Raw genomic sequence first — 20,607 nt, 5'->3', positions numbered from 1 at the left:
CAGGAGGACAACATGAGCAACAACAATTTCCTCCTGTCGGTACAGGGGGTCAACAAGCGTTTCGGCGGCCTGCAGGCGCTGTCCGATGTGGGCCTGCAGATCAAGCCGGGCGAAATCTATGGCCTGATCGGCCCGAACGGCGCCGGCAAGACCACGTTCTTCAACGTGATCACCGGCCTCTACACGCCGGATTCGGGCGAGTTCGTGCTGGGCGGCAAGCCCTACCAGCCGACCGCCGTGCATGAGGTGGCCAAGGCCGGCATCGCCCGTACGTTCCAGAACATCCGCCTGTTTGGCGACATGACCGCGCTGGAGAACGTGATGGTCGGGCGCCATGTGCGTTCCAAGGCCGGCCTGTTCGGCGCGATCTTCCGCCCGCCGGCGGTACGCCACGAGGAAGAGGGCATCGAGGACATGGCGCATGACCTGCTGGACTATGTCGGTATCGGCAAGTACGCCAACTTTACCTCGCGCAACCTGTCGTACGGCCATCAGCGCCGGCTGGAGATCGCCCGCGCGCTGGCGACCGAGCCCAAGCTGCTGGCGCTGGACGAACCGGCCGCGGGCATGAACGCGACCGAGAAGGTGGAGCTGCGCGGCTTGCTCGAGAAGATCAAGAACGATGGCAAGACCATCCTGCTGATCGAGCACGATGTGAAGCTGGTGATGGGGCTGTGCAACCGCCTGACCGTGCTGGACTATGGCAAGGTGATTGCCCAGGGCCTGCCGCAGGAAGTGCAGAGCAACCCCGCCGTGATCGAGGCCTACCTCGGCGCATCCGCGCACTGATGGCGGGAGGACAAGCAATGAAACAGACAGTACTGAAGATCTCCGGCCTGAAGGTTGCCTACGGCGGCATCCAGGCCGTCAAGGGCATCGACCTGGAAATCAAGGATGGCGAGCTGGTGACGCTGATCGGCGCCAACGGCGCCGGCAAGACCACCACCATGAAGGCCGTCACCGGCCTGCAGGGATGGGCCGGCGGCGACGTGGAGTACATGGGCAAGTCCATCAAGGGCGTGCCCAGCTACGCGCTGCTCAAGCAGGGCCTGGCGATGGTGCCGGAAGGCCGCGGCGTGTTCGCGCGCATGACCATCACCGAAAACCTGCAGATGGGCGCCTACACCCGCAATGACGAGGCCGGCATCAAGGACGATGTCGACCGCATGTTCGGCATCTTTCCGCGCCTGAAGGAGCGGGCCAACCAACTGGCGGGCACCATGTCCGGCGGCGAGCAGCAGATGCTGGCCATGGCGCGCGCGCTGATGAGCCAGCCCAGGCTGCTGCTGCTCGACGAACCGTCTATGGGCTTGTCCCCGATCATGGTCGAGAAGATCTTCGAAGTCGTGCGCGACATCTCGGCGCAGGGCGTGACCGTGCTGCTGGTCGAGCAGAACGCACGCCTGGCGCTGCAGGCCGCGCACCGCGGCTACGTGATGGAGTCGGGCCTGATCACGATGAGCGGCGAGGCCAGGCAGATGCTGGATGATCCGAAGGTGCGCGCCGCGTACCTCGGCGAATAAGGCTGGTTGCCAGCCACGAAGTATGGGACCTGGCTAACCCTGCCGATGCACAAATGTGTTGGTAGGCGGGTTATCAGTGCCTAGAATTCCCTGTGAGCCTTGGCTCACAGGGATTTTTTTTGCCGGAATTTCGCAAGAAGACCCTTCTCGATAAAAACGCTAGAGGAGATGGAAATGATCGTGCGTAAATTGCCTGCAGTATGCTTGGCAGCGGTGATGGCGCTGGCCTGCACGGCCGCGAGTGCCCAGCAGGCGAGTGCCCCGGGAGCAGACTCCGGTCAGGTTCCGGCGGCACCACCGACCACAGCCGAAGCCAAGGCGCTTATTTCCGAACGCTTCAAGGCGGCCGATGCCAACCACGACGGCAAGCTGAGCCGCGACGAAGCGAAAGCGGGTATGCCGCAGGTGTACAAGAACTTCAGCAAGATCGATTCGCTGAAGCGGGGGTACGTCTCCGAACGTCAGATCGGTGCGTATTGGGAAGCGAAGACCAAGGAACAGATGCAGAAGGAAAATCCCATCTGGAACTGACCGTTCGCTGGCGCGGTGACACACCCGAAGCCGCGTGATGTGGGACGGGGCGCCCGGCGCCCCCTCTCGCCTCCCAGGTGGAAGGGAGCGGGGCCGTTCAGGGTGTGTTTCGCTTCGGTGCTCAGGCCAGCTTCTTCAGCAGCGTGCGCAGCATGCCGATCATCTTGTCGATCTCTTCGCGCGTCACGTTCAGCGCCGGCATGAAGCGCAGCAGGTTCGCGCGCGGGGCGTTCAGCAGCAGGCCGTCCGGTCCCATGTCGCGGGCTTCCTCCACGAGTTGCGGACCGATGTCCTTGCCCAGTTGCAGCGCGCGCAGCAGGCCTTCCCCGCGTTCGCCGGCCAGGCCGAATTCGCTGCTCAGCGCCAGCAGCTGTTCCTTCAGGTATTCGCCCTTGGCCTTGACGTCGTCGAGGAAGCCCGGCGCGGTGAGCTGCTCGATCACGGAGCTGCCGACGGCTGTCATCAGCGGGTTGCCGTTGTAGGTGCCGCCCTGGTCGCCGGCCTCGAAGCTGGCCACTTCCGCCTTGCACAGCAGCGCCGACAGCGGCACGCCACCACCGATGCCCTTGCCCAGCGTCATGATGTCCGGCTCCACGCCCGACAGCTGGTAGGCGAAGAGGGTGCCGCAGCGGCCGCAACCAGTCTGTACTTCATCGACGATGAGCAGCAGCTTGTGCTTGTCGGCCAGCGCGCGCAGGCCCTGCATGAACTCGCGCGTGGCGGGAATCACGCCGCCTTCGCCCTGCACCGGCTCCAGCATGATGCCGACGGTCTTGTCCGTGATGAGCTTCTCCACCGAAGCCAGGTCGTTCAGGTCTGCCTTGGGGAAACCCGGCACCTGCGGTGCGAAGATGGTGTCCCAGCCGGCCTTGCCCGACGCGCTCATGGTGGCGAGCGTGCGGCCATGGAAGCTGTGGTCCATGGTGATGATCTCGAAGGCGCCGTTCTTGTGCTTGCGGCCCCATTTGCGCGCGAGCTTGATCGCGCCTTCGTTGGCCTCGGCGCCGCTGTTGGCGAAGAAGACCTTGTCGAAGCAGCTGTTGTCGGTGAGCTGCCTGGCCAGCCGGATCATCGGCTCGTTGTAGAACGCCGGGCTCGGGTTGATCAGCTTGCCCGCCTGCGCGACCACGGCGTCGACCATGCCCTGGTTGGAATGGCCGAGGCAGTTCACTGCCCAGCCCTGCACGAAGTCCAGGTATCGCTTGCCGTTGTGATCCGTCAGCCAGGAGCCCTTGCCCTCGGTGAAGACGAGTTCGGGCCGGTTGGTGATGTACATCAGGGATTGAACGGGATACTCAGCAAATGCCATGGCGGACTCCAGGGGTCGGCTTTAAACGATGGACGGACGGGCGTAAGAACCGGAACAAAAACAAAAAGCCACGGGGGTTGCCCGTGGCTCGTTGACATGAACAGACGCAGTCGACGGTCAGCCGCGCGGCACCCCAGCGGGGAGCGACGTACGGAAGCTGCGGCGTCGGTTGAAGGTCATGTGCATGCGGGCAAATATAAGGCGCATGCGCCCGGGTGTCAAAACGAATTTTGGAGGTCCCGGGCATTGTTGCGCTGAGGGAACGGCTTCGGGAACGGCTGGCGGCGGCGCGCGCCTCAGGCCGCCGGTGCCGCGCCGGCCGGGTGCATATCGGCCTCGGACGTGAACGAGTCGGCGAAGAACGCATCCTCGTGCAGCTTGCACTGTCGGGTGAAATCACCGCGCGCGGCGTTGATCATCACCGGTGCCCCGCAGGCGTAGACCTCGTGGCCGGACAGGTCCGGGTGGTCCGCAATCACGGCCTGGTGGACGAAGCCGGTGCGGCCGCTCCAGTTGTCTTCCGGCAGCGCGTCCGAGATGACCGGCACGTACTTGAAGTTGGGCAGATCGCGCGCCCATTGCTCGCACAGCGCGTGCATGTACAGGTCCTTCGGGCGGCGGCCACCCCAGTACAGCGTCATCGGGCGCGTGATGCCGGTGTAGGCGGCATGCTCGACGATGGCCTTGATCGGCGCGAAGCCCGTGCCCGAGGCCAGCAGGATCATCGGCGCCGTGGATTCCTCGCGCAGGAAGAAGCTGCCCAGCGGGCCTTCGAAGCGCAGGATGTCGCGCTCTTTCATGGCCGGCGCGCCTTCCTTGGCGCCGAACACGTAGTCGGTGAACGCACCGCCCGGCATGTGGCGGATATGCAGTTCGATCGGGCCATCCTCATGCGGCGGCGTGGCGATTGAATAGCTGCGGCGCTTGCCGTCGCGCAGCAGGAATTCCACGTACTGGCCGGCCAGGTACTGCATGCGCTCGGTGGCGGGCAGTTGCAGCTTGATGGCGATCACGTCGTCGGCCAGGCGTTCCAGCGAGGTGACGCGGCACGGCACCTTCTTTATGGGGATGTCGCCCGCGCCGTGGACCTCGCGGCATTCGATGGTGATGTCCGAGCTGGCATTGGCGCAGCAGAACAACGCACGGCCCTCGGTCTTTTCCTGCGCGGTCAGCGCCGCCGGGGCGTGGTCGCCTTGTACGATGGTGCCTTCCAGTACGCGGCCCTTGCACGAACCACATGCACCGTTCTTGCAGCCGTAGGGCAGGCCGATGCTGTGACGCAGGGCAGCGCCCAGGATGGTTTCATCGGCAGCCACCTCGAACTTGTGGCCGCTGGGCATGACGGTTACTTGATAAGCCATAATCGATCTATGAGCCAAATTCTTCCGAAGCTGCAGCCATCGCGCCGCCCGAGCCCCGGGGTTCGCCTGGGCCGCCCGCGCCTGCTGATCGTGGGGTGCGGGGATGTGGGGACGCGCTGCCTGCGAATCGTGTCCGCACGGATGCGTGTGTTTGCCGTAACGTCGCAGCCGGCGCGCCGGGCCGAGCTGCGTGCCGCCGGCGCGGTACCGCTGGTCGCGGACCTGGACCGGCCCGCCACGCTCGCGCGCCTGCGCGGGCTGGCCAGCCGCGTGCTGGATCTGGCTCCGCCGCCTGGGGCGGGTGAGGGCGATCCGCGCACGCGTGCCTTGCTCGCCACCCTGCGCCGCACCGCATGGCGCAGCGCCCGGGCGCACGCCGGCGAGCCCGTCATTCTACCCGACCGGCGCAGGGCTCGTCCGGCCTTCGTCTATGCCAGCACATCGGGCGTCTATGGCGACCGTTCCGGCGCGCGCGTGGCCGAATATGCCCGCGTGCGCCCGCAGACAGCGCGTGCGCGGCGCCGCGTGGCGGCCGAGCGTGCCGTGCGCGAGCTCGGCCGGGATGGTGATTGGCGTACCAGCATCGTGCGTATTCCCGGCATCTATGCCGAAGACCGCCTGCCGCTGGCGCGCCTGAAGCGCGGCACGCCGGCGCTGGCCCCGCAGGATGACGTCTACACCAGCCATATCCACGCCGACGACCTCGCGCGGACTATGGTCGCCGCACTGTTCCGTGGACGAGCCCAGCGCGTGGTGCATGCCAGCGACGACACCGAGCTGCGCATGGCCGACTACTTCGATCTGGTGGCTGACCGCCGTGGCCTGCCGCGTCCGCCGCGCATCACGCGCCAGCAGGCCCGCGAAGTGATTGATCCGACCCTGCTGAGCTTCATGAATGAATCGCGCCGTCTGGACAACCGGCGCCTGAAACGCGAGCTGCGTCTGCGGCTGCGCTATCCCACCGTCACTTCCTTCTTCGACGCCTGATCCGGAGGACTGTTGTGCCGTGTCTTGGGCACGGCGCTTGCGTTCCCGTCGTCTCGTCGTCTCCTGTCTATACAGCAATGGGTGTTTTGCTCCGGCAAGGTGCATCCAGTCATCGCTACTGTCGATGGCTTAATCTGCACTTTGGCCGGAAGCGTCCATAAAAGGTGCATATCTGGCCTCCATGGGCCAGTGGGTCCCTCGGGCAACTACTACATTGACTTGTATATACAGGATTGTAAAATTGCCCGGAACCAAGCAGTGCCACATGCATGGCGCCGCCGCTGACGGACACACCAAAGGAGCTTACCGATGAGGATTCAGAGCCGGATTGCAGGTCGGGCCGCCATGCGCATCGCCCGCGCGTCATTGCTGGCAGCGGTTGCCATGGCCGGGGTGGCCCATGCGCAGACCACGCAGGTCACGCTCGGCATGAGCGGCTGGACCGGCTTTGCGCCGCTGACGCTGGCCGACAAGGCGGGAATCTTCAAGAAGCACGGCGTGGACGTGGACATCAAAATGATCCCGCAGAAGGACCGCCACCTGGCGCTGGCCTCGGGTGCCATCCAGTGCGCGGCCACCACCGTGGAAACGCACGTGGCGTGGAACGCCAACGGCGTGCCCATCACGCAGATCGTGCAGCTCGACAAGTCCTACGGCGCCGACGGCCTGGCCGTGCGTGCCGACGTCAAGGGCTTTGCCGACCTGAAGGGCAAGACCATCGGCGTGGACGCGCCCGGCACCGCGCCGTACTTCGGCCTGGCGTGGATGCTGAAGAAGAACGGCATGACGCTCAAGGATGTGAAGACCACCACGCTGTCGCCGCAGGCCGCCGCGCAGGCCTTCGTGGCAGGCCAGAACGACGGTGCGATGACCTACGAGCCCTACCTGTCCACCGTTCGCCAGAACCCGGACAAGGGCAAGATCCTGGCCACCACGCTCGACTATCCGATGGTGACCGATACACTGGGCTGCTCGCCCAAGTGGCTCAAGGACAATCCCAAGGCCGCGCAGGCGCTGGTCGACAGCTATTTCGAAGCGCTCGAGATGATTCGCAAGGAACCCGGGAAGTCCAACGAGATCATGGGTGCGGCGGTCAAGCAGACCGGCGAGCAGTTCGCCAAGTCGTCGGCCTACCTGCGCTGGCAGGACCGCGAGGCCAACCGCAAGTTCTTCGCTGGCGAGCTGGCCAGTTTCAGCAAGGAAGCCGCCGGCGTGCTGCTCGACATCGGCGTGATCCGCCAGGTGCCGGACGTCACCACGCTCTACGACGCGCGCTTCCTCAAGTAAGCGGAGGCTGATGTCATGGCGCAAGTTCAGATGAGTTCCCCAGCGCCAGTCGGCATGCCGGCCAAGGCGGTGCCGGCACGCCGCCGGCATCCGTGGCTATCGCCGCTGGTGCCGGTGTCGCCGCCCGCGCGCTGGGTGCTGGGCCTGTCGTTCTTCGTGCTGTTCTTCGCGGTGTGGGCCGTGGTGACGCTGGGTGGCTTCGTGTCGCGTACGTTCCTGGCCGATCCGCTGACCATGGCGCGCGAGGGCATGACCTTGTTCGCGGAGTACAACTTCATCGGCGATATCGGCATGACCGTATGGCGCGTGCTCGGCGGCTTCGTGCTGGCGGCGGTCCTCGCGGTGCCGCTGGGCATCCTGATGGGCGCGTACAAGGCGGCGGAGGCGTTCTTCGAGCCGTTCGTCTCGTTCTGCCGTTATCTGCCGGCGTCGGCCTTCATTCCGCTGCTGATCCTGTGGGCCGGCATCGGCGAGACGCAGAAGCTGCTGGTGATCTTCATCGGCTCGTTCTTCCAGATCGTGCTGATGGTGGCGGTCGCCGTGGGCGGCGCGCGCAAGGACCTGGTGGAAGCGGCCTATACGCTCGGCGCCAACAGCCGCGGCATCGTCAAGCGTGTGCTGATCCCGGGCGCGGCGCCGGAGATTGCCGAGATCCTGCGGCTGGTGCTTGGCTGGGCCTGGACCTACGTGATCGTCGCCGAGCTGATCGGCTCGTCCTCGGGCATCGGCCACATGATCACCGACAGCCAGGCGCTGCTGAACACCGGGCAGATCATCTTCGGCATCATCGTTATCGGCTGTATCGGGCTGGTGTCGGATCTCGTCTTCAAGCTGGCCAACCAGCGCCTGTTCCCGTGGAGTTCGATCTGATGAGCGCACTGTCCATCCAGCAGGTCTCGCGCACCTTCACCAACCCGCGCGGCGGCCAGACCCAGGCGCTGCTGCCGGTCGATTTCGAGGTGCGCGACAACGACTTCGTCACCATCCTGGGCCCGTCGGGCTGCGGCAAATCGACGCTGCTGCGCATCGTCGCCGGCCTCGACACGCCTACCGGCGGCACCGTGCTGCTCGACGGCCAGCCCGTGTCCGGTCCGGGCGCCGACCGCGGCATGGTGTTCCAGTCCTACACGCTGTTCCCGTGGCTGACGATCGAGCAGAACGTGCGCTTCGGCCTGCGCGAGCGTGGCATGAGCGAGGCCGAGCAGCGCGAGCGCAGCGATTTCTTCATCCAGCGCGTGGGGTTGCGCGGCTTCGAGCATCACTATCCCAAACAGCTCTCGGGCGGCATGCAGCAGCGCACCGCGATTGCGCGGGCGCTGGCCAACGATCCCAAGATCCTGCTGCTCGACGAGCCGTTCGGCGCGCTCGACAACCAGACCCGCGTGCTGATGCAGGAATTGCTGCTCGGCATCTGGGAAGCTTCGCGCAAGACGGTATTATTCGTGACCCACGATATCGACGAGGCCATCTTCATGGCCAACCGGGTGGCAGTGTTTTCCGCCAGGCCGGGTCGTATCAAGAGCGAGATCGCGGTCGATTTCCCGCATCCGCGCCATTACACGATCAAGACGTCGCCGGAGTTTTCCGCGCTCAAGGCGCGGCTGACCGAGGAGATCCGCGCCGAGGCCATGGCCGCGGCCGAGCACTGAAGACCATGAACCACGCCGTCGGCACTGCCAGCCCCGCTTCCTCTCCCACTGCGCTCTACCAGCAGGTGAAGGCGTACATCGCGCGCCAGATCCAGAGCGGTGCGTGGCAGCCGGGCGACCGGGTGCCGTCGGAGCAGGAGCTGGTGAACCGCTTCGGCGTGTCGCGCATGACCGTCAACCGGGCGCTGCGCGAGCTGTCCGAGCAGGGCAGGGTGGTGCGCGTGGCCGGCGTGGGCACCTTCGTGGCCGAGCACAAGCCGCAGTCCACGCTGCTCAGCGTGGTCAACCTGCAGGACGAGATCCGCATGCGCGGCCATGACTATGCCTGCGACGTGATCCTGGTCGAGCGCGTGGCGGCCTCGATCGAAGTGGCCGCGGCGCTGGAGCTGCGCACCGGCGAATCGGTGTTCCATTCCGTCTGCGTGCACCGCGAGGACGGCGTGCCGGTGCAGCTGGAAGACCGCTACGTCAACCCGCGCGTGGCGCCGGACTTCATCAGCCAGGACTTCAGTGCCATCAAGCCCGGCGAATACCTGCTGCGCAATGTGCCCTATGACCAGGTCGAGCACGTGGTCGACGCCATTTCCGCAACGCCCGACCAGGCGGCGCAACTGGAAATGCCGCCGACACAACCTTGCCTGATGCTGACCCGCCGCACCTGGACGAACGGCGTGCCGGTGACGTTCGTGCGTTGCCTGCACCCGGGCAACCGCTACCGCCTCGGCAGCCGCTTCCGCGCCGACGGCAATCCCGCCTTCGGCTGATTTCCGACAGAACTCAGCTATCTCATCCATTTTTTTGTCCTAAGCTGTATAGACAGGGACATACAAGACAGGAACCGACTCATGACCGCCAGCCAAACCGAACAAGCCTCCCGCCCGCTGCTGACCCTGAATCCGGGCCAGGTCACCCTGGCCGACCTTCGCCGCATCTACCGCGGCGAAGTGCGCCTCGAGATGGCCGACTCGGCCTGGGCCGGCGTGCGTGCCGCGCAGGCCACTGTGCAGGACATCATCGACGCCGACGCCGTGGTCTACGGCATCAATACCGGCTTCGGCAAGCTGGCGCAGACGCGCATCCCGAACGACAAGCTGGCCACGCTGCAGCGCAATCTGGTGCTGTCACACAGCGTGGGCACCGGCCCGGACCTGGGCGAGGACGTGGTGCGCGTGATCCTGGCGATCAAGGCCGTAAGCCTCGCGCGCGGCCATTCGGGCGTGCGGCCCGAGATCATCGAAGCGCTGCTTGCGCTCGCCAACCACGGCGTGACGCCGTGCATCCCGGCCAAGGGCTCGGTGGGCGCGTCGGGCGACCTGGCGCCGCTGGCGCACATGTCGTGCACGCTGATCGGCGTGGGTGATGTGATCGTCGATGGCCGCCGCGTGCCGGCTGCCGAAGGACTGGCTCACGCGGGCCTGTCCGCGTTTGAACTGGGCCCCAAGGAAGGCCTGGCGCTGCTCAACGGCACGCAGGTTTCGACGGCGCTGGCGCTGGCTGGCCTGTTCGCCGCGGAAGATGCGTTTGCCGCCGGGCTGGTGGCCGGAGCGCTGTCGCTCGAAGCGATCAAGGGCTCGGTCAAGCCGTTCGACGCGCGCATCCATGAAGCGCGCGGCCAGGCTGGCCAGATCGCCGTGGCCGGCGCCGTGCGCGCCATGCTCGACGGCAGCGAGATCGTCGATTCGCACAAGGCCTGCGGCCGCGTGCAGGACCCGTACTCGATCCGCTGCCAGCCGCAGGTGATGGGCGCCTGCCTCGACAACCTGCAACACGCCGCGCGCATCCTGAGGATCGAAGCCAATGCCGCCTCGGACAATCCGCTGGTGTTCCCGGAGCAGGGCGACGTGATCTCCGGCGGCAACTTCCACGCCGAGCCGGTGGCGTTTGCCGCCGACATCATCGCGCTGGCGATTGCCGAGATCGGCGCGATTTCCGAGCGCCGGCTGGCGTTGCTGCTGGACACGGGCCTGTCGGGCCTGCCGCCGTTCCTGGTGCGCGACGGCGGCTTGAACTCGGGCTTCATGATTGCGCAGGTCACCGCGGCGGCGCTGGCGTCGGAGAACAAGTCGCTCGCGCATCCGTCCAGCGTCGACAGCCTGCCGACTTCGGCCAACCAGGAGGATCATGTGTCGATGGCCACCTATGGCGCGCGCCGGCTTGGCGATATGGCGGCCAATACCGCGGTGGTGGTAGGCATCGAAGCGATGGCTGCCGCGCAGGGTATCGAATTCTATCGGCCGCTGAAGTCGTCGCCGCTGGTGGAACAGGAACTGGCCCGCATCCGTGCGCGCGTGGCGTTTGTCGAGGCTGACCGCTACCTGGCGCCGGATATCGAGGCGATGAAGCAGTGGGTGGTGCAGGGGGATGCGGGAGCGGGGTGGCCTGCAGCGGTCCGCGACATCCTGCCGACTAATACCAAGAGCGCCTGAGCAAGGAGAGAGTCCCCATGAACGCCCACGAATCCCAATTCCTCCAGCGCGGCCAGCGCGAAATTCGCGCGCCGCGCGGCACGGAGCTGCACTGCAAGAACTGGCTGATCGAAGCCGCCTACCGCATGATCCAGAACAACCTGGACCCGGACGTGGCCGAGCGCCCGCAGGACCTGGTGGTCTACGGCGGCATCGGCAAGGCGGCGCGCAACTGGGAATGCTTCGACGCCATCCTCGACAGCCTGCGCCGCCTCGGCGAAGACGAATCGCTGCTGGTGCAGTCCGGCAAGCCAGTCGGCGTGTTCCGCACGCACGCGGACGCGCCGCGCGTGCTGATCGCCAACTCCAACCTGGTGCCGCACTGGGCCAACTGGGACAAGTTCAACGAGCTCGACCGCGCTGGCCTGATGATGTACGGCCAGATGACCGCCGGCTCGTGGATCTACATCGGCACGCAGGGCATCGTGCAGGGGACGTACGAGACCTTTGTCGAAGCGGGCCGCCAGCATTACAACGGCGACCTGTCGGGCAAGTGGATCCTGACGGCGGGCCTGGGCGGCATGGGCGGCGCGCAGCCGCTGGCCGGCGTGCTGGCAGGTGCTTGCGTGCTGGCGGTCGAATGCCAGGAATCGCGCATCGACTTCCGCCTGCGCACGCGGTACCTCGACAAGAAGGCCACCACGCTCGATGAAGCACTGGCGATGATCGCCGAGGCCACGCAGAAGAAGGAAGCCATCTCCGTCGGGCTGCTCGGCAACGCGGCGGATATCGTGCCCGAACTGGCCAAGCGCGCGCAGGCCGGCGGCATGCGTCCGGACATCGTCACCGACCAGACCTCGGCGCATGACCTCGTCAACGGTTACCTGCCGCAAGGCTGGACTGTCGAGCAATGGGAGCACGCGCGCCAGCAAGATCCCAAGTCGGTGGAGGCGGCCGCGCGTCCGTCTATCGTGAAACACGTGCAGGCCATGCTCGACTTCCAGAAGATGGGCGTGCCCACCGTCGACTATGGCAACAACATCCGCCAGGTCGCGTTCGACGAGGGCGTGAAGAATGCCTTCGATTTCCCGGGCTTCGTGCCAGCGTACATCCGCCCGTTGTTCTGCCGCGGCAAGGGCCCGTTCCGCTGGGTCGCGTTGTCGGGCGATCCCGAGGATATCTACAAGACCGATGCCAAGATGAAGGCGCTGTTCCCCGAGGACAAGCACCTGCACCGCTGGCTCGATATGGCGCACGACCGCATCGCGTTCCAGGGACTGCCCGCGCGCATCTGCTGGGTGGGGCTGGACGAGCGCCATCGCGCGGGCCTCGCGTTCAACGAGATGGTGAAGTCGGGCGAACTGAAGGCGCCCGTCGTGATTGGCCGTGATCATCTCGACTGCGGCTCGGTCGCTTCGCCGAACCGCGAGACCGAAGCGATGCGCGATGGCTCCGATGCCGTGTCCGACTGGCCGCTGCTCAACGCGCTGCTGAACACCGCCGGCGGCGCGACGTGGGTCAGCCTGCACCATGGCGGTGGTGTCGGCATGGGCTTCTCGCAGCATGCGGGCGTGGTGATCGTCTGCGACGGCACGGACGCCGCCGCGAAGCGTATCGAGCGCGTGCTGTGGAACGACCCGGCCACGGGCGTGATGCGCCATGCCGATGCCGGCTATGAACTCGCCATCGAATGTGCGCGCGAGAAGGGCCTTAACCTGCCGATGGTGAACCGCTCATGACCCGCTTCGCCCTTGACTCGATTGAACCGACGCCATGGAAGAACGGCGGCGGCACCACGCGCGAGGTCGCTGTGTGGCCGCCCGATGCGGGGCTTGATGACTTTGCCTGGCGCATCAGCGTCGCCGATATCGCGGCGGACGGGCCATTCTCCGCGTTCGCGGGGATCGACCGGCAGATCGTGCTGCTCGACGGTGCAGGCGTGCGCCTGCACGCCGCCGACGGCAGCTTCGACTACCGGCTCGCAACCATCGGCGAACCGTTCGCTTTTTCGGGCGATGTAGCAGTCGACGCGACGCTCATTGCTGGCGCCACGCGCGACTTCAACGTGATGGCACGCCGCGGTGTCTGCCGCGCGCAGGTGCATGCCATGCAGCACGGCTTCTCCTTCAGCTCGGGCGAGGACGCTGTGGCGCTGTTCGTGCTCAGGGGCGATTGGCGCGATCCCGGCGCAAGCCTGATGGAGCCGCTGCGCGCCAACGAGGGCGTCTGGTATCCCGCGGGCGTCACCGCGGCGTTCCACGCGCTGGCGCCGCTCGACGCCGATGCGCTGTGCCTGTGCGTCACGCTGACAACGGAGAGCGGCCAATGAGTGCGCCCATTGCATCGAGCCTTTCCGGCGCCCGCTCCGCGGACGGCGTCTGGCATCACTGCCACCTGCTGCCGGACGCCGACCCTGGCCGGGCAGTGCGCGATGGTGCGCTGGTCGTGGAACAGGGCACTATCGCCTGGCTCGGCCCTGAAGCGGAGCTGCCCGACGGCTATCGCGGCCTGCCGCGCCATGACGCGGGCGGGGCATGGATCACGCCTGGACTGGTCGATTGCCATACGCACCTCGTCTACGGCGGCCAGCGTGCCGACGAATTCGCCATGCGCCTGGCCGGCGCCAGCTACGAGGAGATCGCGCGCGCCGGTGGCGGCATCGTGTCTTCGGTGCGCGCTACCCGTGCCGCCGACGAAGACACGCTGTTCGCGCAAGCGGCTGCCCGCCTGGCGCCGCTGCTGGCCGAAGGCGTGACGGCCATCGAGATCAAGTCCGGCTATGGCCTGGAACTGGAGGCGGAGCGCCGGCAACTGCGCGTCGCACGCCGCCTTGGCGAAGCGTTCGGCGTGTCGGTGCACACGACCTTCCTCGGCGCGCATGCGCTGCCGCCGGAATATGCGGGCCGTGCCGACGATTACATCGATCTGGTCTGCAACACCATGCTGCCGGCACTCGCGGAAGAAGGGCTCGTCGATGCCGTCGATGCCTTCTGCGAATCGGTCGGCTTCTCGCTGGCGCAGACCGAGTGCGTCTTCGACGCAGCCGCCCGCCATGGCCTGCCGGTCAAGCTGCATGCGGAGCAGCTGAGCAACCTCGGCGGCGCTGCGCTGGCTGCGCGCCACCGCGCGCTGTCGGCGGACCACCTCGAGCACCTGGACGAAGCCGGCGTGGCGGCCATGGCGGCCGCAGGCACGGTGGCAGTGCTGCTGCCGGGCGCCTATTATTTCCTGCGTGACACGAACCTGCCGCCGATCGCACTGCTGCGCCAGTACGGCGTGCCAATGGCGATCTCCACGGATCACAATCCGGGTACATCGCCGGTCACATCGCTGCTGCTGATGATGAACATGGCCTGCACGCTGTTCCGCCTGACCGTGCCCGAGGCGCTGGCTGGCGTGACCACGCACGCGGCGCGCGCGCTCGGTGCAACCGGTCGCCATGGGCGGCTGGCTGCCGGACGCGCGGCGGATTTCGTGCTCTGGCGCGTCGATTCGCCGGCGGAACTGGCCTACTGGTTCGGCCGCAATCCGGCCGCGGCGGTCGTGCGGCAGGGATGTATCCATCCAGCGCCGTCACACGATAGCGGGAGGGCATGAGAGCATGAATGAAGCACGCATCCTTGCGCCCCATGCACTACTGCCCACTGGCTGGGCGCGCGACGTGCTGCTGGCCTGGGACGCCGATGGCCGCCTGACGACGGTACAGGCCGGCGCGGCAGCCGCCGCCGGCGTGCCGCGCGCGGCCGGCCCGGTGCTGCCCGGCATGCCGAACCTGCACTCGCATGCGTTCCAGCGCGGCTTCGCCGGGCTGACCGAATACCGCAGCGTGAAGCCGGGCGCCGATCCCGCCGGAGCGGACTCGTTCTGGAGCTGGCGCACGCTGATGTACCGCTTTGCGCAGCGCCTGTCGCCCGATACGCTGGAGGCCATTGCCACGCAGCTCTACATCGAGATGCTGCGCGCCGGCTACACCAGCGTGTGCGAGTTCCACTACGTGCACCATGACATCGACGGCAAGGCCTACGCCGACGCGGGCGAGATGTCGCTGCGCCTGCTGCGCGCGGCCGGCCGTGCCGGCATCGGCATGACGCTGCTGCCCGTGCTGTACCAGACCGCCGGCTTCGGCGACAAGCCGCCGCTGGCCGAGCAACGCCGTTTCCTGCACGACACCGACGCCATGCTGAAGCTGCTGGAGCGGCTGGTCCCGGCATGCGCCGAGCAGCGCGCGCGCCTGGGGCTGGCGCCGCACTCGCTGCGCGCGGTGCCGCAGCAGAGCCTTGCGCACGCGCTGGCCGGCCTGAACGCGATCGACCCGACCGCACCCGTGCACATCCACATCGCCGAGCAGCAGCGCGAGGTTGATGAATGCATTGCCTCGACCGGCATCCGTCCGGTGGAATGGCTGCTCGACCATGCCGAGGTCGATGCGCGCTGGTGCCTGGTGCATGCGACCCACATGGACTGGGACGAACGCCGGCGCCTCGCGCACAGCGGCGCTGTGGCCGGCATTTGTCCGACTACCGAGGCTAATCTCGGCGACGGTGTGTTCGAGGCCGCGCCTTACCTCGCCCAGCACGGTGCCTGGGGCATCGGCTCGGATAGCCATGCCAGCGTCAGCGTGGCCGAGGAACTGCGCATGTTCGAGTACGGCCAGAGGCTTGCGCTGCAACAGCGCAATGTGCTGGCGTCGGAGTCGCACATGCAGGTCGCGGATCGCCTGTACCTGGAAGCCGTGGCCGGCGGCGCGCGTGCCGCGGGGCGTGCGGTGGCCGGGCTGGCGCCGGGCCAGCAGGCCGATTTCGTCGTGCTCGACGGCGCGCATCCCGCGCTGGCGGGGCTCGACGGTGCCCAGGCACTGGCTACCCACGTCTTTGCCAACCACGGTCATGAGACACTAGCGGAAGTCCGCACCGCTGGCCGTTGCCGCGTGCAGCATGGCGCGCATCCGCTACAGGCGGAAGCCGGCCAGCTGTTCGTCGCCGCGCGCGCCAGCCTGCTGGCAGACTGAAACCGGCAGCACGCGGACTTGCGCCGCGTGCTGCCCAGCATCGCACAGACCATGTCCTTTTCTACCGATACCCCAGCCTTTACCCTGCATCGCGGCACCCGTCCGCTGCTGGTATCGATGCCGCACGTCGGCACCTACCTGCCTGCCACGGTGTCGCAGCGGCTGACTGCCGAGGCGCGCACCGTGCCCGATACCGACTGGCACCTGGAACGCCTCTACGACTTCGCGCGCGAACTCGGCGCCTCCGTCCTGGCGGCCACGCATTCGCGCTACGTGGTGGACCTGAACCGTCCGCCCGACAACGCCAACCTCTATCCCGGCCAGGACACCACCGGCCTGTGCCCGGTCGACACCTTCGACAAGACGCCGCTGTACGCCAATGGCGTGGGCCCTGACGACGCCGAGATCGGCGCGCGCCGTGACGCCGTATGGCGGCCCTACCATGCCGCGCTGGCCGAAGAGCTGGCACGCCTGCGCCAGCAGCACGGCACCGTGGCGCTATGGGATGCGCATTCGATCCGCTCGGTGCTGCCGCGCTTCTTCGAAGGCAAGCTACCGGACTTCAACCTCGGCACGGCCAACGGCGAGAGCTGCGACCAGGCGCTGGCCGACGAGCTGCTGGAGATCGCGCAAGATGTGCCCGGCCATACGGCCGTGCTGAACGGGCGCTTCAAGGGCGGCTATATCACGCGCAATTACGGGCAGCCGCGTGACGGCGTGCATGCGGTGCAGCTGGAGCTGGCGCAGTCGGCGTATATGAGCGAGTCGTATCCGTTTGCGTATGACGAGGCGAAGGCCTCGGCGTTGCAGCCGTCGTTGAAGCAGATGCTGGTGGCGGTGCTGGGGTTTGTGGAAGGGCGCTGAGCAAGGCGATGTTCCGTGGCGCGTGGACAGGCTGGCCCTCAGGTGAGGGCCAGCGCATGCCGTAGCCACTACCCTCACGACAACGAATCCGCCAGCCTGCAAAGGTTCTGCCAAGTCCGTGTAGGGCGTGGTGATCACCACGCGGCGCACGGCGTTGTGGATCATCGACACCAGCACCATCTGGGCATTCTGCGTACCGTAGCCCGGCCGCGGCTTCGGCACGCGCCACCCGTCGGGCCGTCCGGCGCCAGCGCGCTTATTTCTTCACCACGTTCTTGTCGGCCTTGTTGCCGGTGGCCGCGTTGTACTTCTCCACGTACTCCTCGAACAGCTTGCGGATCGAGCGGCCGATCTTCGCGTAGTCCGATTCGTTCAGGTTGGCCAGCGAGACGCGGCCCGACGGGTGGCGCGTGCCGAAGCCGCGGCCGGGCAGCAGCACCACGCCGGATTCCTCGGCCAGGCGGAACAGCAGTTCGTTCGGCTCCACCGATGCCAGCACCCATTTGACGAAGTCCGGGCCGAGCGCCTTGCCGCCCAGTGCTTCGATGTCGAGCAGTGTGTAGTAGTCGACAGCATTGGGGTCGTCCGCCTCCGGCGCGATGCCGATCTCGCGGTACAACGCGGCCTTGCGGCTGCGGATCAGGCGCTTCATGGCGATCTTGTAGCTGTCGGGCGTGTCCATCAGCGAGAACAGCGAGAACAGCACCATCTGCACCTGTTGCGGCGTGGACAGGCCCGCCGTGTGGTTCAGTGCCACGGTGCGGCTGTCCGCCACCAGGCGGTCGATGAACTTGAGCTTGTCCGGCTCGGTGGTGATCGAGGTATAGCGCTCGTGCAACTCCTTGCGAGCAGCTTCGGGCAACTGGGCGATCCTTTCGTCGAAGATGTTGTTGCGGTGCGTGGCGATCACGCCGAGACGCCAGCCGGTCGCGCCGAAGTACTTGGAGAACGAGTAGACCAGGATGGTGTTTCTCGGGCACATCGCGAACAGCGAGACGAAGTTGTCGGCGAAGGTGCCATACACGTCGTCGGTCAGGATGATCAGGTCCGGGCGTTCTTCGATGATCGAAGCCAGGTATTCCAGGCTTTCATCGCTCATGCGCACCGACGGCGGGTTGCTCGGGTTGACGAGGAAGAAGGCCTTGACCTTGGGGTCGCGCAGCTTGTCGAGCTCCTTGTTCGAGTACTGCCAGTGATTGCCGGGGTCGGCATCCACGGACAGTTCGACCAGCTTGTAGTCGTTCAGCTCGGGGATCTCGATGTACGGCGTGAAGATCGGCATGCCCAGCGCGATCGTGTCGCCAGGCTTGAGCAGGTGGTTCTCGCGGATCGAGTTGAACAGGTACGTCATCGCTGCGGTACCGCCTTCGACGGCAAACAGGTCGAATTCGCCGATGAACGGGTGATTGCCGATCATCTCCTTGCGGATGTACTGGCCGACAATAACTTCCGACAGCTTTAGCATGCGATCCGGCACCGGGTAGCTGCAGGCCAGGATGCCTTCGCACATCTCATAGAGGAAGGCACCGGCATTCAGGCCGAGCTGGTCGCGCACGTAGGACACCGCACCGGCCAGGAACGACACGCCGGGCACGTGCGCGAATTCGCGCGCGAACAGGTCGAAGCGCTCTTCGATGCCTTCGCGGCGCGGAAAGCCACCCACGCCTTCGGGCATGTATGAGAACGAGCGCTCCGACTCGCGCATGGCGAACAGGCCGAGCTGCCAGAAGCCATGGCGCGGGATAGTGGCGAGGAAGTTCGGGTTGCCACGGCCCGCATTCAGCATCAGGCGGTCGGCATCGCTGCTGGCAAGCTTGATCAGTTCATCCTTCAGTTCAAACGGCGAGAGGCTGGCCAGCTTGGACATATCCGGTTTGCTCATGACTTGCTCCTTTAAGACGCTTGTCGGGTTGGCGCTGGCGGGCCGTAAGGGTAGGGACGGCCCCGCTCAGCAGGAAAGGCGATGACGATGAAACAGCGGGGCCGCTACACGAGGCCCACCACCAGCGGTCCGAGCAGCGTCAGCAGCACGTTGGCGATGGCATAGGTGATGGCAAAAGGCACGGTCGGCACCGGGCTTTCCGCCTTGTCGAGGATGCCGCCGAACGCGGGGTTGGCGCTGCGCGAGCCGGACAGCGCGCCGGCGAGCAGTGCCGCGTTGTCGTACCTGAGCACATAGCGGCCGAAGAACATGGTCAGGAACAGCGGCAGCAGCGTGACAACGGCACCGAGGATGAAGATGGTCAGGCCTTGTTGCTTCAACGTGGTGGCAGCCTGCAGGCCTGAGTTGATGCCGACGATGGCGACGAACGAGGCCAGCCCGAAATCCTTGAGCAGCTGGCAGGCAGCGGTAGGCATCGCGCCGAACATCTTGTGCTTGGACCGCGCCCAGCCGAATACCAGGCCGGACAGCAGTGCACCGCCACCGGCACCGAGCGTCAGCGGGATCGAGCCCACGCGCCATACCAGAAGGCCGATCAGCAGACCTACGAGCACGCCGGCGCCGAAATAGACAAAGTCGGTCTTCTCGCTCGGCACCAGCTCATAGCCCGCCATCTGCGACGCGCGCTTGGTATCGGCCGGCGTGCCATAGAGCGTGAGGATGTCGCCATGCTGCAGCTTCAGTTCGGGCAGCAGCGGAAGCGGGTTGTCATAGCGCTCGATGTGTTCGATATAGACGCCATGGCGCATGTCGCGTCCCACCATTTCCACAATCTCCGCGACCGTCTTGTTGTTCATGCCCTTGGTGGTGAAGACCACCTTGCGCGTCTGCATGACCACGCCCATGCCCTCCGCGTCCGCGACTTCCTCGCCGATCTGCGAAGCGGTTGGCACCATGGCGTCGCGGCGGCCCACCAGCAGGACCAGGTCGCCTTCCTTGAGCACCTCGTCCTGCTTGACCTCGATCTGCTTGCCGCCGCGCTGGAGTTTCTCGACCGTGACCAGGTCTTCGCCGCCGATCTCGATCTGCGAAACGGTCTTGCCGGCAGCGTCGGTGACGCGAAACAGGCGGCCCGTCAGGCGCGACAGCGCGCCACGCTGGCCCGGACCAAACTGCGGCAGGCCGCCGTGCAGCTTGGCTTCCATCTTCTTGGCCTCGACCTTGAGGTCCGCCTTCATGAAGCGCGGCAGGATGTTCACACAGACGATGATCGCGCCGAGCGAGCCGAACACATAGGTGACGGCATAGCCGATCGCGACGTTGGCCTGCAGCCGCTTCACCTCGTCCGCCGGCAGGCCGAGCTTGGTGATCGCATCGCCTGCCGTGCCGATGATGGCTGACTGGGTCATGCCCCCTGCGGCGAGGCCGGCCGCGATGCCCTTGTCGAGATCAAAGATCTTGGCCAGCACGACCACCGTGGCCAGCCCGCATACCGCCATGAAGACAGCCATGGCGATCTCGCGCAGCGAACTGCGGTTCAGCGAGTTGAAGAACTGCGGGCCGCTCTCGTAGCCCACCGCATAGATGAAGACGGCAAACATCACTGCCTTGACGCCATTGTCGATCTGGACGCCAAACTGGCTGATCACCACCGCCGCCAGCAGCGAGCCGGCCACACCACCGAGCTGAAAGCGCCCGAACGTGATCTTGCCAATGGCGTAGCCGACGGCCAGCGACAGGAATAGCGCTGATTCCGGCGATTTCTGGAAGATGTCATGCAACCATTCCATGGTGCCCTCCT

General features: G+C 66.3%; 18 protein-coding genes. 14 read left to right on the top strand and 4 right to left on the bottom strand.

Annotated features, from left to right (window positions below; translation table 11 throughout):
* Positions 1 to 12: 12 nt before the first annotated feature.
* The 3 genes from LDO29_RS15635 (at position 13) to LDO29_RS15625 (ending at position 2,054) form a co-directional block, all read left to right on the top strand.
* Positions 13 to 789, top strand: coding sequence for an ABC transporter ATP-binding protein (locus LDO29_RS15635; protein ID WP_224080705.1), 777 nt, complete (start codon positions 13 to 15; stop codon positions 787 to 789).
* Between the two features lie 17 nt (positions 790 to 806).
* Complete coding sequence (locus LDO29_RS15630) at positions 807 to 1,523, top strand: ABC transporter ATP-binding protein (protein ID WP_224080704.1); 717 nt, start codon at positions 807 to 809, stop codon at positions 1,521 to 1,523.
* 174 nt (positions 1,524 to 1,697) lie between these two features.
* Entirely contained in the window at positions 1,698 to 2,054 is a 357-nt protein-coding gene (locus LDO29_RS15625) for a CREC-EF hand family protein (protein ID WP_224080703.1), read from the top strand.
* Between the two features lie 121 nt (positions 2,055 to 2,175).
* On the opposite strand, the gene LDO29_RS15620 is transcribed toward LDO29_RS15625, so the two are convergent.
* Together LDO29_RS15620 and LDO29_RS15615 are read right to left on the bottom strand one after the other, a co-directional pair.
* Positions 2,176 to 3,363: an acetylornithine transaminase gene (locus LDO29_RS15620; protein ID WP_224080702.1), complete on the bottom strand. Its 1,188-nt coding sequence runs from the start codon at positions 3,361 to 3,363 to the stop codon at positions 2,176 to 2,178.
* A 296-nt stretch (positions 3,364 to 3,659) separates the two neighbouring features.
* Complete coding sequence (locus LDO29_RS15615) at positions 3,660 to 4,724, bottom strand: CDP-6-deoxy-delta-3,4-glucoseen reductase (RefSeq protein WP_224080701.1); 1,065 nt, start codon at positions 4,722 to 4,724, stop codon at positions 3,660 to 3,662.
* 9 nt (positions 4,725 to 4,733) lie between these two features.
* Here LDO29_RS15615 and LDO29_RS15610 point away from each other — a divergent pair, with 9 nt between their 5' ends.
* The 11 genes from LDO29_RS15610 to hutG all read left to right on the top strand — a co-directional run bounded on the left by LDO29_RS15610 (position 4,734) and on the right by hutG (position 16,924).
* Positions 4,734 to 5,711: an NAD-dependent epimerase/dehydratase family protein gene (locus LDO29_RS15610; RefSeq protein ID WP_224080700.1), complete on the top strand. Its 978-nt coding sequence runs from the start codon at positions 4,734 to 4,736 to the stop codon at positions 5,709 to 5,711.
* A 309-nt stretch (positions 5,712 to 6,020) separates the two neighbouring features.
* Positions 6,021 to 6,998, top strand: a complete 978-nt coding sequence (locus LDO29_RS15605; protein ID WP_224080699.1) for an ABC transporter substrate-binding protein — start codon at positions 6,021 to 6,023, stop codon at positions 6,996 to 6,998.
* Between the two features lie 15 nt (positions 6,999 to 7,013).
* On the top strand, positions 7,014 to 7,868 hold the full coding sequence (locus tag LDO29_RS15600) for an ABC transporter permease (RefSeq protein ID WP_224080698.1): 855 nt from the start codon (positions 7,014 to 7,016) through the stop codon (positions 7,866 to 7,868).
* The gene (locus LDO29_RS15595) at positions 7,868 to 8,647 is read left to right on the top strand and encodes an ABC transporter ATP-binding protein (RefSeq protein ID WP_211952412.1); all 780 of its coding nucleotides are present in this window, start codon (positions 7,868 to 7,870) and stop codon (positions 8,645 to 8,647) included. Before LDO29_RS15600 ends, LDO29_RS15595 begins: the two co-directional genes overlap by 1 nt.
* A 5-nt stretch (positions 8,648 to 8,652) precedes the next feature.
* Complete coding sequence (gene hutC, locus LDO29_RS15590) at positions 8,653 to 9,411, top strand: histidine utilization repressor (RefSeq protein ID WP_224080697.1); 759 nt, start codon at positions 8,653 to 8,655, stop codon at positions 9,409 to 9,411.
* 81 nt (positions 9,412 to 9,492) lie between these two features.
* Entirely contained in the window at positions 9,493 to 11,073 is a 1,581-nt protein-coding gene (gene hutH / locus LDO29_RS15585) for a histidine ammonia-lyase (RefSeq protein ID WP_224080696.1), read from the top strand.
* Positions 11,074 to 11,090: 17 nt separating this feature from the next.
* Positions 11,091 to 12,791 carry a urocanate hydratase gene (gene hutU, locus LDO29_RS15580; protein ID WP_224080695.1) on the top strand — a complete coding sequence of 567 codons (1,701 nt, stop codon included), beginning with the start codon at positions 11,091 to 11,093 and terminating at the stop codon, positions 12,789 to 12,791.
* Complete coding sequence (locus tag LDO29_RS15575) at positions 12,788 to 13,381, top strand: HutD/Ves family protein (protein WP_224080694.1); 594 nt, start codon at positions 12,788 to 12,790, stop codon at positions 13,379 to 13,381. The genes hutU and LDO29_RS15575 overlap by 4 nt, the downstream gene beginning before the upstream one ends.
* On the top strand, positions 13,378 to 14,649 hold the full coding sequence (hutI, locus tag LDO29_RS15570) for an imidazolonepropionase (protein WP_224080693.1): 1,272 nt from the start codon (positions 13,378 to 13,380) through the stop codon (positions 14,647 to 14,649). Before LDO29_RS15575 ends, hutI begins: the two co-directional genes overlap by 4 nt.
* 4 nt (positions 14,650 to 14,653) lie before the next feature.
* Positions 14,654 to 16,060, top strand: coding sequence for a formimidoylglutamate deiminase (locus LDO29_RS15565; RefSeq protein ID WP_224080692.1), 1,407 nt, complete (start codon positions 14,654 to 14,656; stop codon positions 16,058 to 16,060).
* Positions 16,061 to 16,111: 51 nt separating this feature from the next.
* Positions 16,112 to 16,924, top strand: coding sequence for an N-formylglutamate deformylase (hutG, locus tag LDO29_RS15560; RefSeq protein ID WP_224080691.1), 813 nt, complete (start codon positions 16,112 to 16,114; stop codon positions 16,922 to 16,924).
* A gap of 256 nt (positions 16,925 to 17,180) precedes the next feature.
* Here hutG and LDO29_RS15555 read toward each other — a convergent pair whose 3' ends face one another.
* Positions 17,181 to 18,806, bottom strand: coding sequence for a bifunctional aspartate transaminase/aspartate 4-decarboxylase (locus LDO29_RS15555; RefSeq protein ID WP_224080690.1), 1,626 nt, complete (start codon positions 18,804 to 18,806; stop codon positions 17,181 to 17,183).
* A gap of 104 nt (positions 18,807 to 18,910) precedes the next feature.
* Positions 18,911 to 20,596: an aspartate-alanine antiporter gene (gene aspT / locus LDO29_RS15550; protein WP_224080689.1), complete on the bottom strand. Its 1,686-nt coding sequence runs from the start codon at positions 20,594 to 20,596 to the stop codon at positions 18,911 to 18,913.
* Positions 20,597 to 20,607 lie beyond the last annotated feature (11 nt).

This window comes from Cupriavidus laharis, assembly GCF_914271435.1.
Taxonomy (GTDB): domain Bacteria; phylum Pseudomonadota; class Gammaproteobacteria; order Burkholderiales; family Burkholderiaceae; genus Cupriavidus; species Cupriavidus laharis.
Note: the sequence above shows the minus strand (reverse complement) of the source record. Positions and strands in the feature narration are given on the sequence as shown.

What these genes read in the sequence shown, in the direction of transcription:
- LDO29_RS15635 (WP_224080705.1), top strand. Translation starts at nt 13, where the DNA reads ATGAGCAACAACAATTTCCTCCTGTCGGTACAGGGGGTCAACAAGCGT.
- LDO29_RS15630 (WP_224080704.1), top strand. Translation starts at nt 807, where the DNA reads ATGAAACAGACAGTACTGAAGATCTCCGGCCTGAAGGTTGCCTACGGC.
- LDO29_RS15625 (WP_224080703.1), top strand. Translation starts at nt 1,698, where the DNA reads ATGATCGTGCGTAAATTGCCTGCAGTATGCTTGGCAGCGGTGATGGCG.
- LDO29_RS15620 (WP_224080702.1), bottom strand. Translation starts at nt 3,363, where the DNA reads ATGGCATTTGCTGAGTATCCCGTTCAATCCCTGATGTACATCACCAAC.
- LDO29_RS15615 (WP_224080701.1), bottom strand. Translation starts at nt 4,724, where the DNA reads ATGGCTTATCAAGTAACCGTCATGCCCAGCGGCCACAAGTTCGAGGTG.
- LDO29_RS15610 (WP_224080700.1), top strand. Translation starts at nt 4,734, where the DNA reads ATGAGCCAAATTCTTCCGAAGCTGCAGCCATCGCGCCGCCCGAGCCCC.
- LDO29_RS15605 (WP_224080699.1), top strand. Translation starts at nt 6,021, where the DNA reads ATGAGGATTCAGAGCCGGATTGCAGGTCGGGCCGCCATGCGCATCGCC.
- LDO29_RS15600 (WP_224080698.1), top strand. Translation starts at nt 7,014, where the DNA reads ATGGCGCAAGTTCAGATGAGTTCCCCAGCGCCAGTCGGCATGCCGGCC.
- LDO29_RS15595 (WP_211952412.1), top strand. Translation starts at nt 7,868, where the DNA reads ATGAGCGCACTGTCCATCCAGCAGGTCTCGCGCACCTTCACCAACCCG.
- hutC (WP_224080697.1), top strand. Translation starts at nt 8,653, where the DNA reads ATGAACCACGCCGTCGGCACTGCCAGCCCCGCTTCCTCTCCCACTGCG.
- hutH (WP_224080696.1), top strand. Translation starts at nt 9,493, where the DNA reads ATGACCGCCAGCCAAACCGAACAAGCCTCCCGCCCGCTGCTGACCCTG.
- hutU (WP_224080695.1), top strand. Translation starts at nt 11,091, where the DNA reads ATGAACGCCCACGAATCCCAATTCCTCCAGCGCGGCCAGCGCGAAATT.
- LDO29_RS15575 (WP_224080694.1), top strand. Translation starts at nt 12,788, where the DNA reads ATGACCCGCTTCGCCCTTGACTCGATTGAACCGACGCCATGGAAGAAC.
- hutI (WP_224080693.1), top strand. Translation starts at nt 13,378, where the DNA reads ATGAGTGCGCCCATTGCATCGAGCCTTTCCGGCGCCCGCTCCGCGGAC.
- LDO29_RS15565 (WP_224080692.1), top strand. Translation starts at nt 14,654, where the DNA reads ATGAATGAAGCACGCATCCTTGCGCCCCATGCACTACTGCCCACTGGC.
- hutG (WP_224080691.1), top strand. Translation starts at nt 16,112, where the DNA reads ATGTCCTTTTCTACCGATACCCCAGCCTTTACCCTGCATCGCGGCACC.
- LDO29_RS15555 (WP_224080690.1), bottom strand. Translation starts at nt 18,806, where the DNA reads ATGAGCAAACCGGATATGTCCAAGCTGGCCAGCCTCTCGCCGTTTGAA.
- aspT (WP_224080689.1), bottom strand. Translation starts at nt 20,596, where the DNA reads ATGGAATGGTTGCATGACATCTTCCAGAAATCGCCGGAATCAGCGCTA.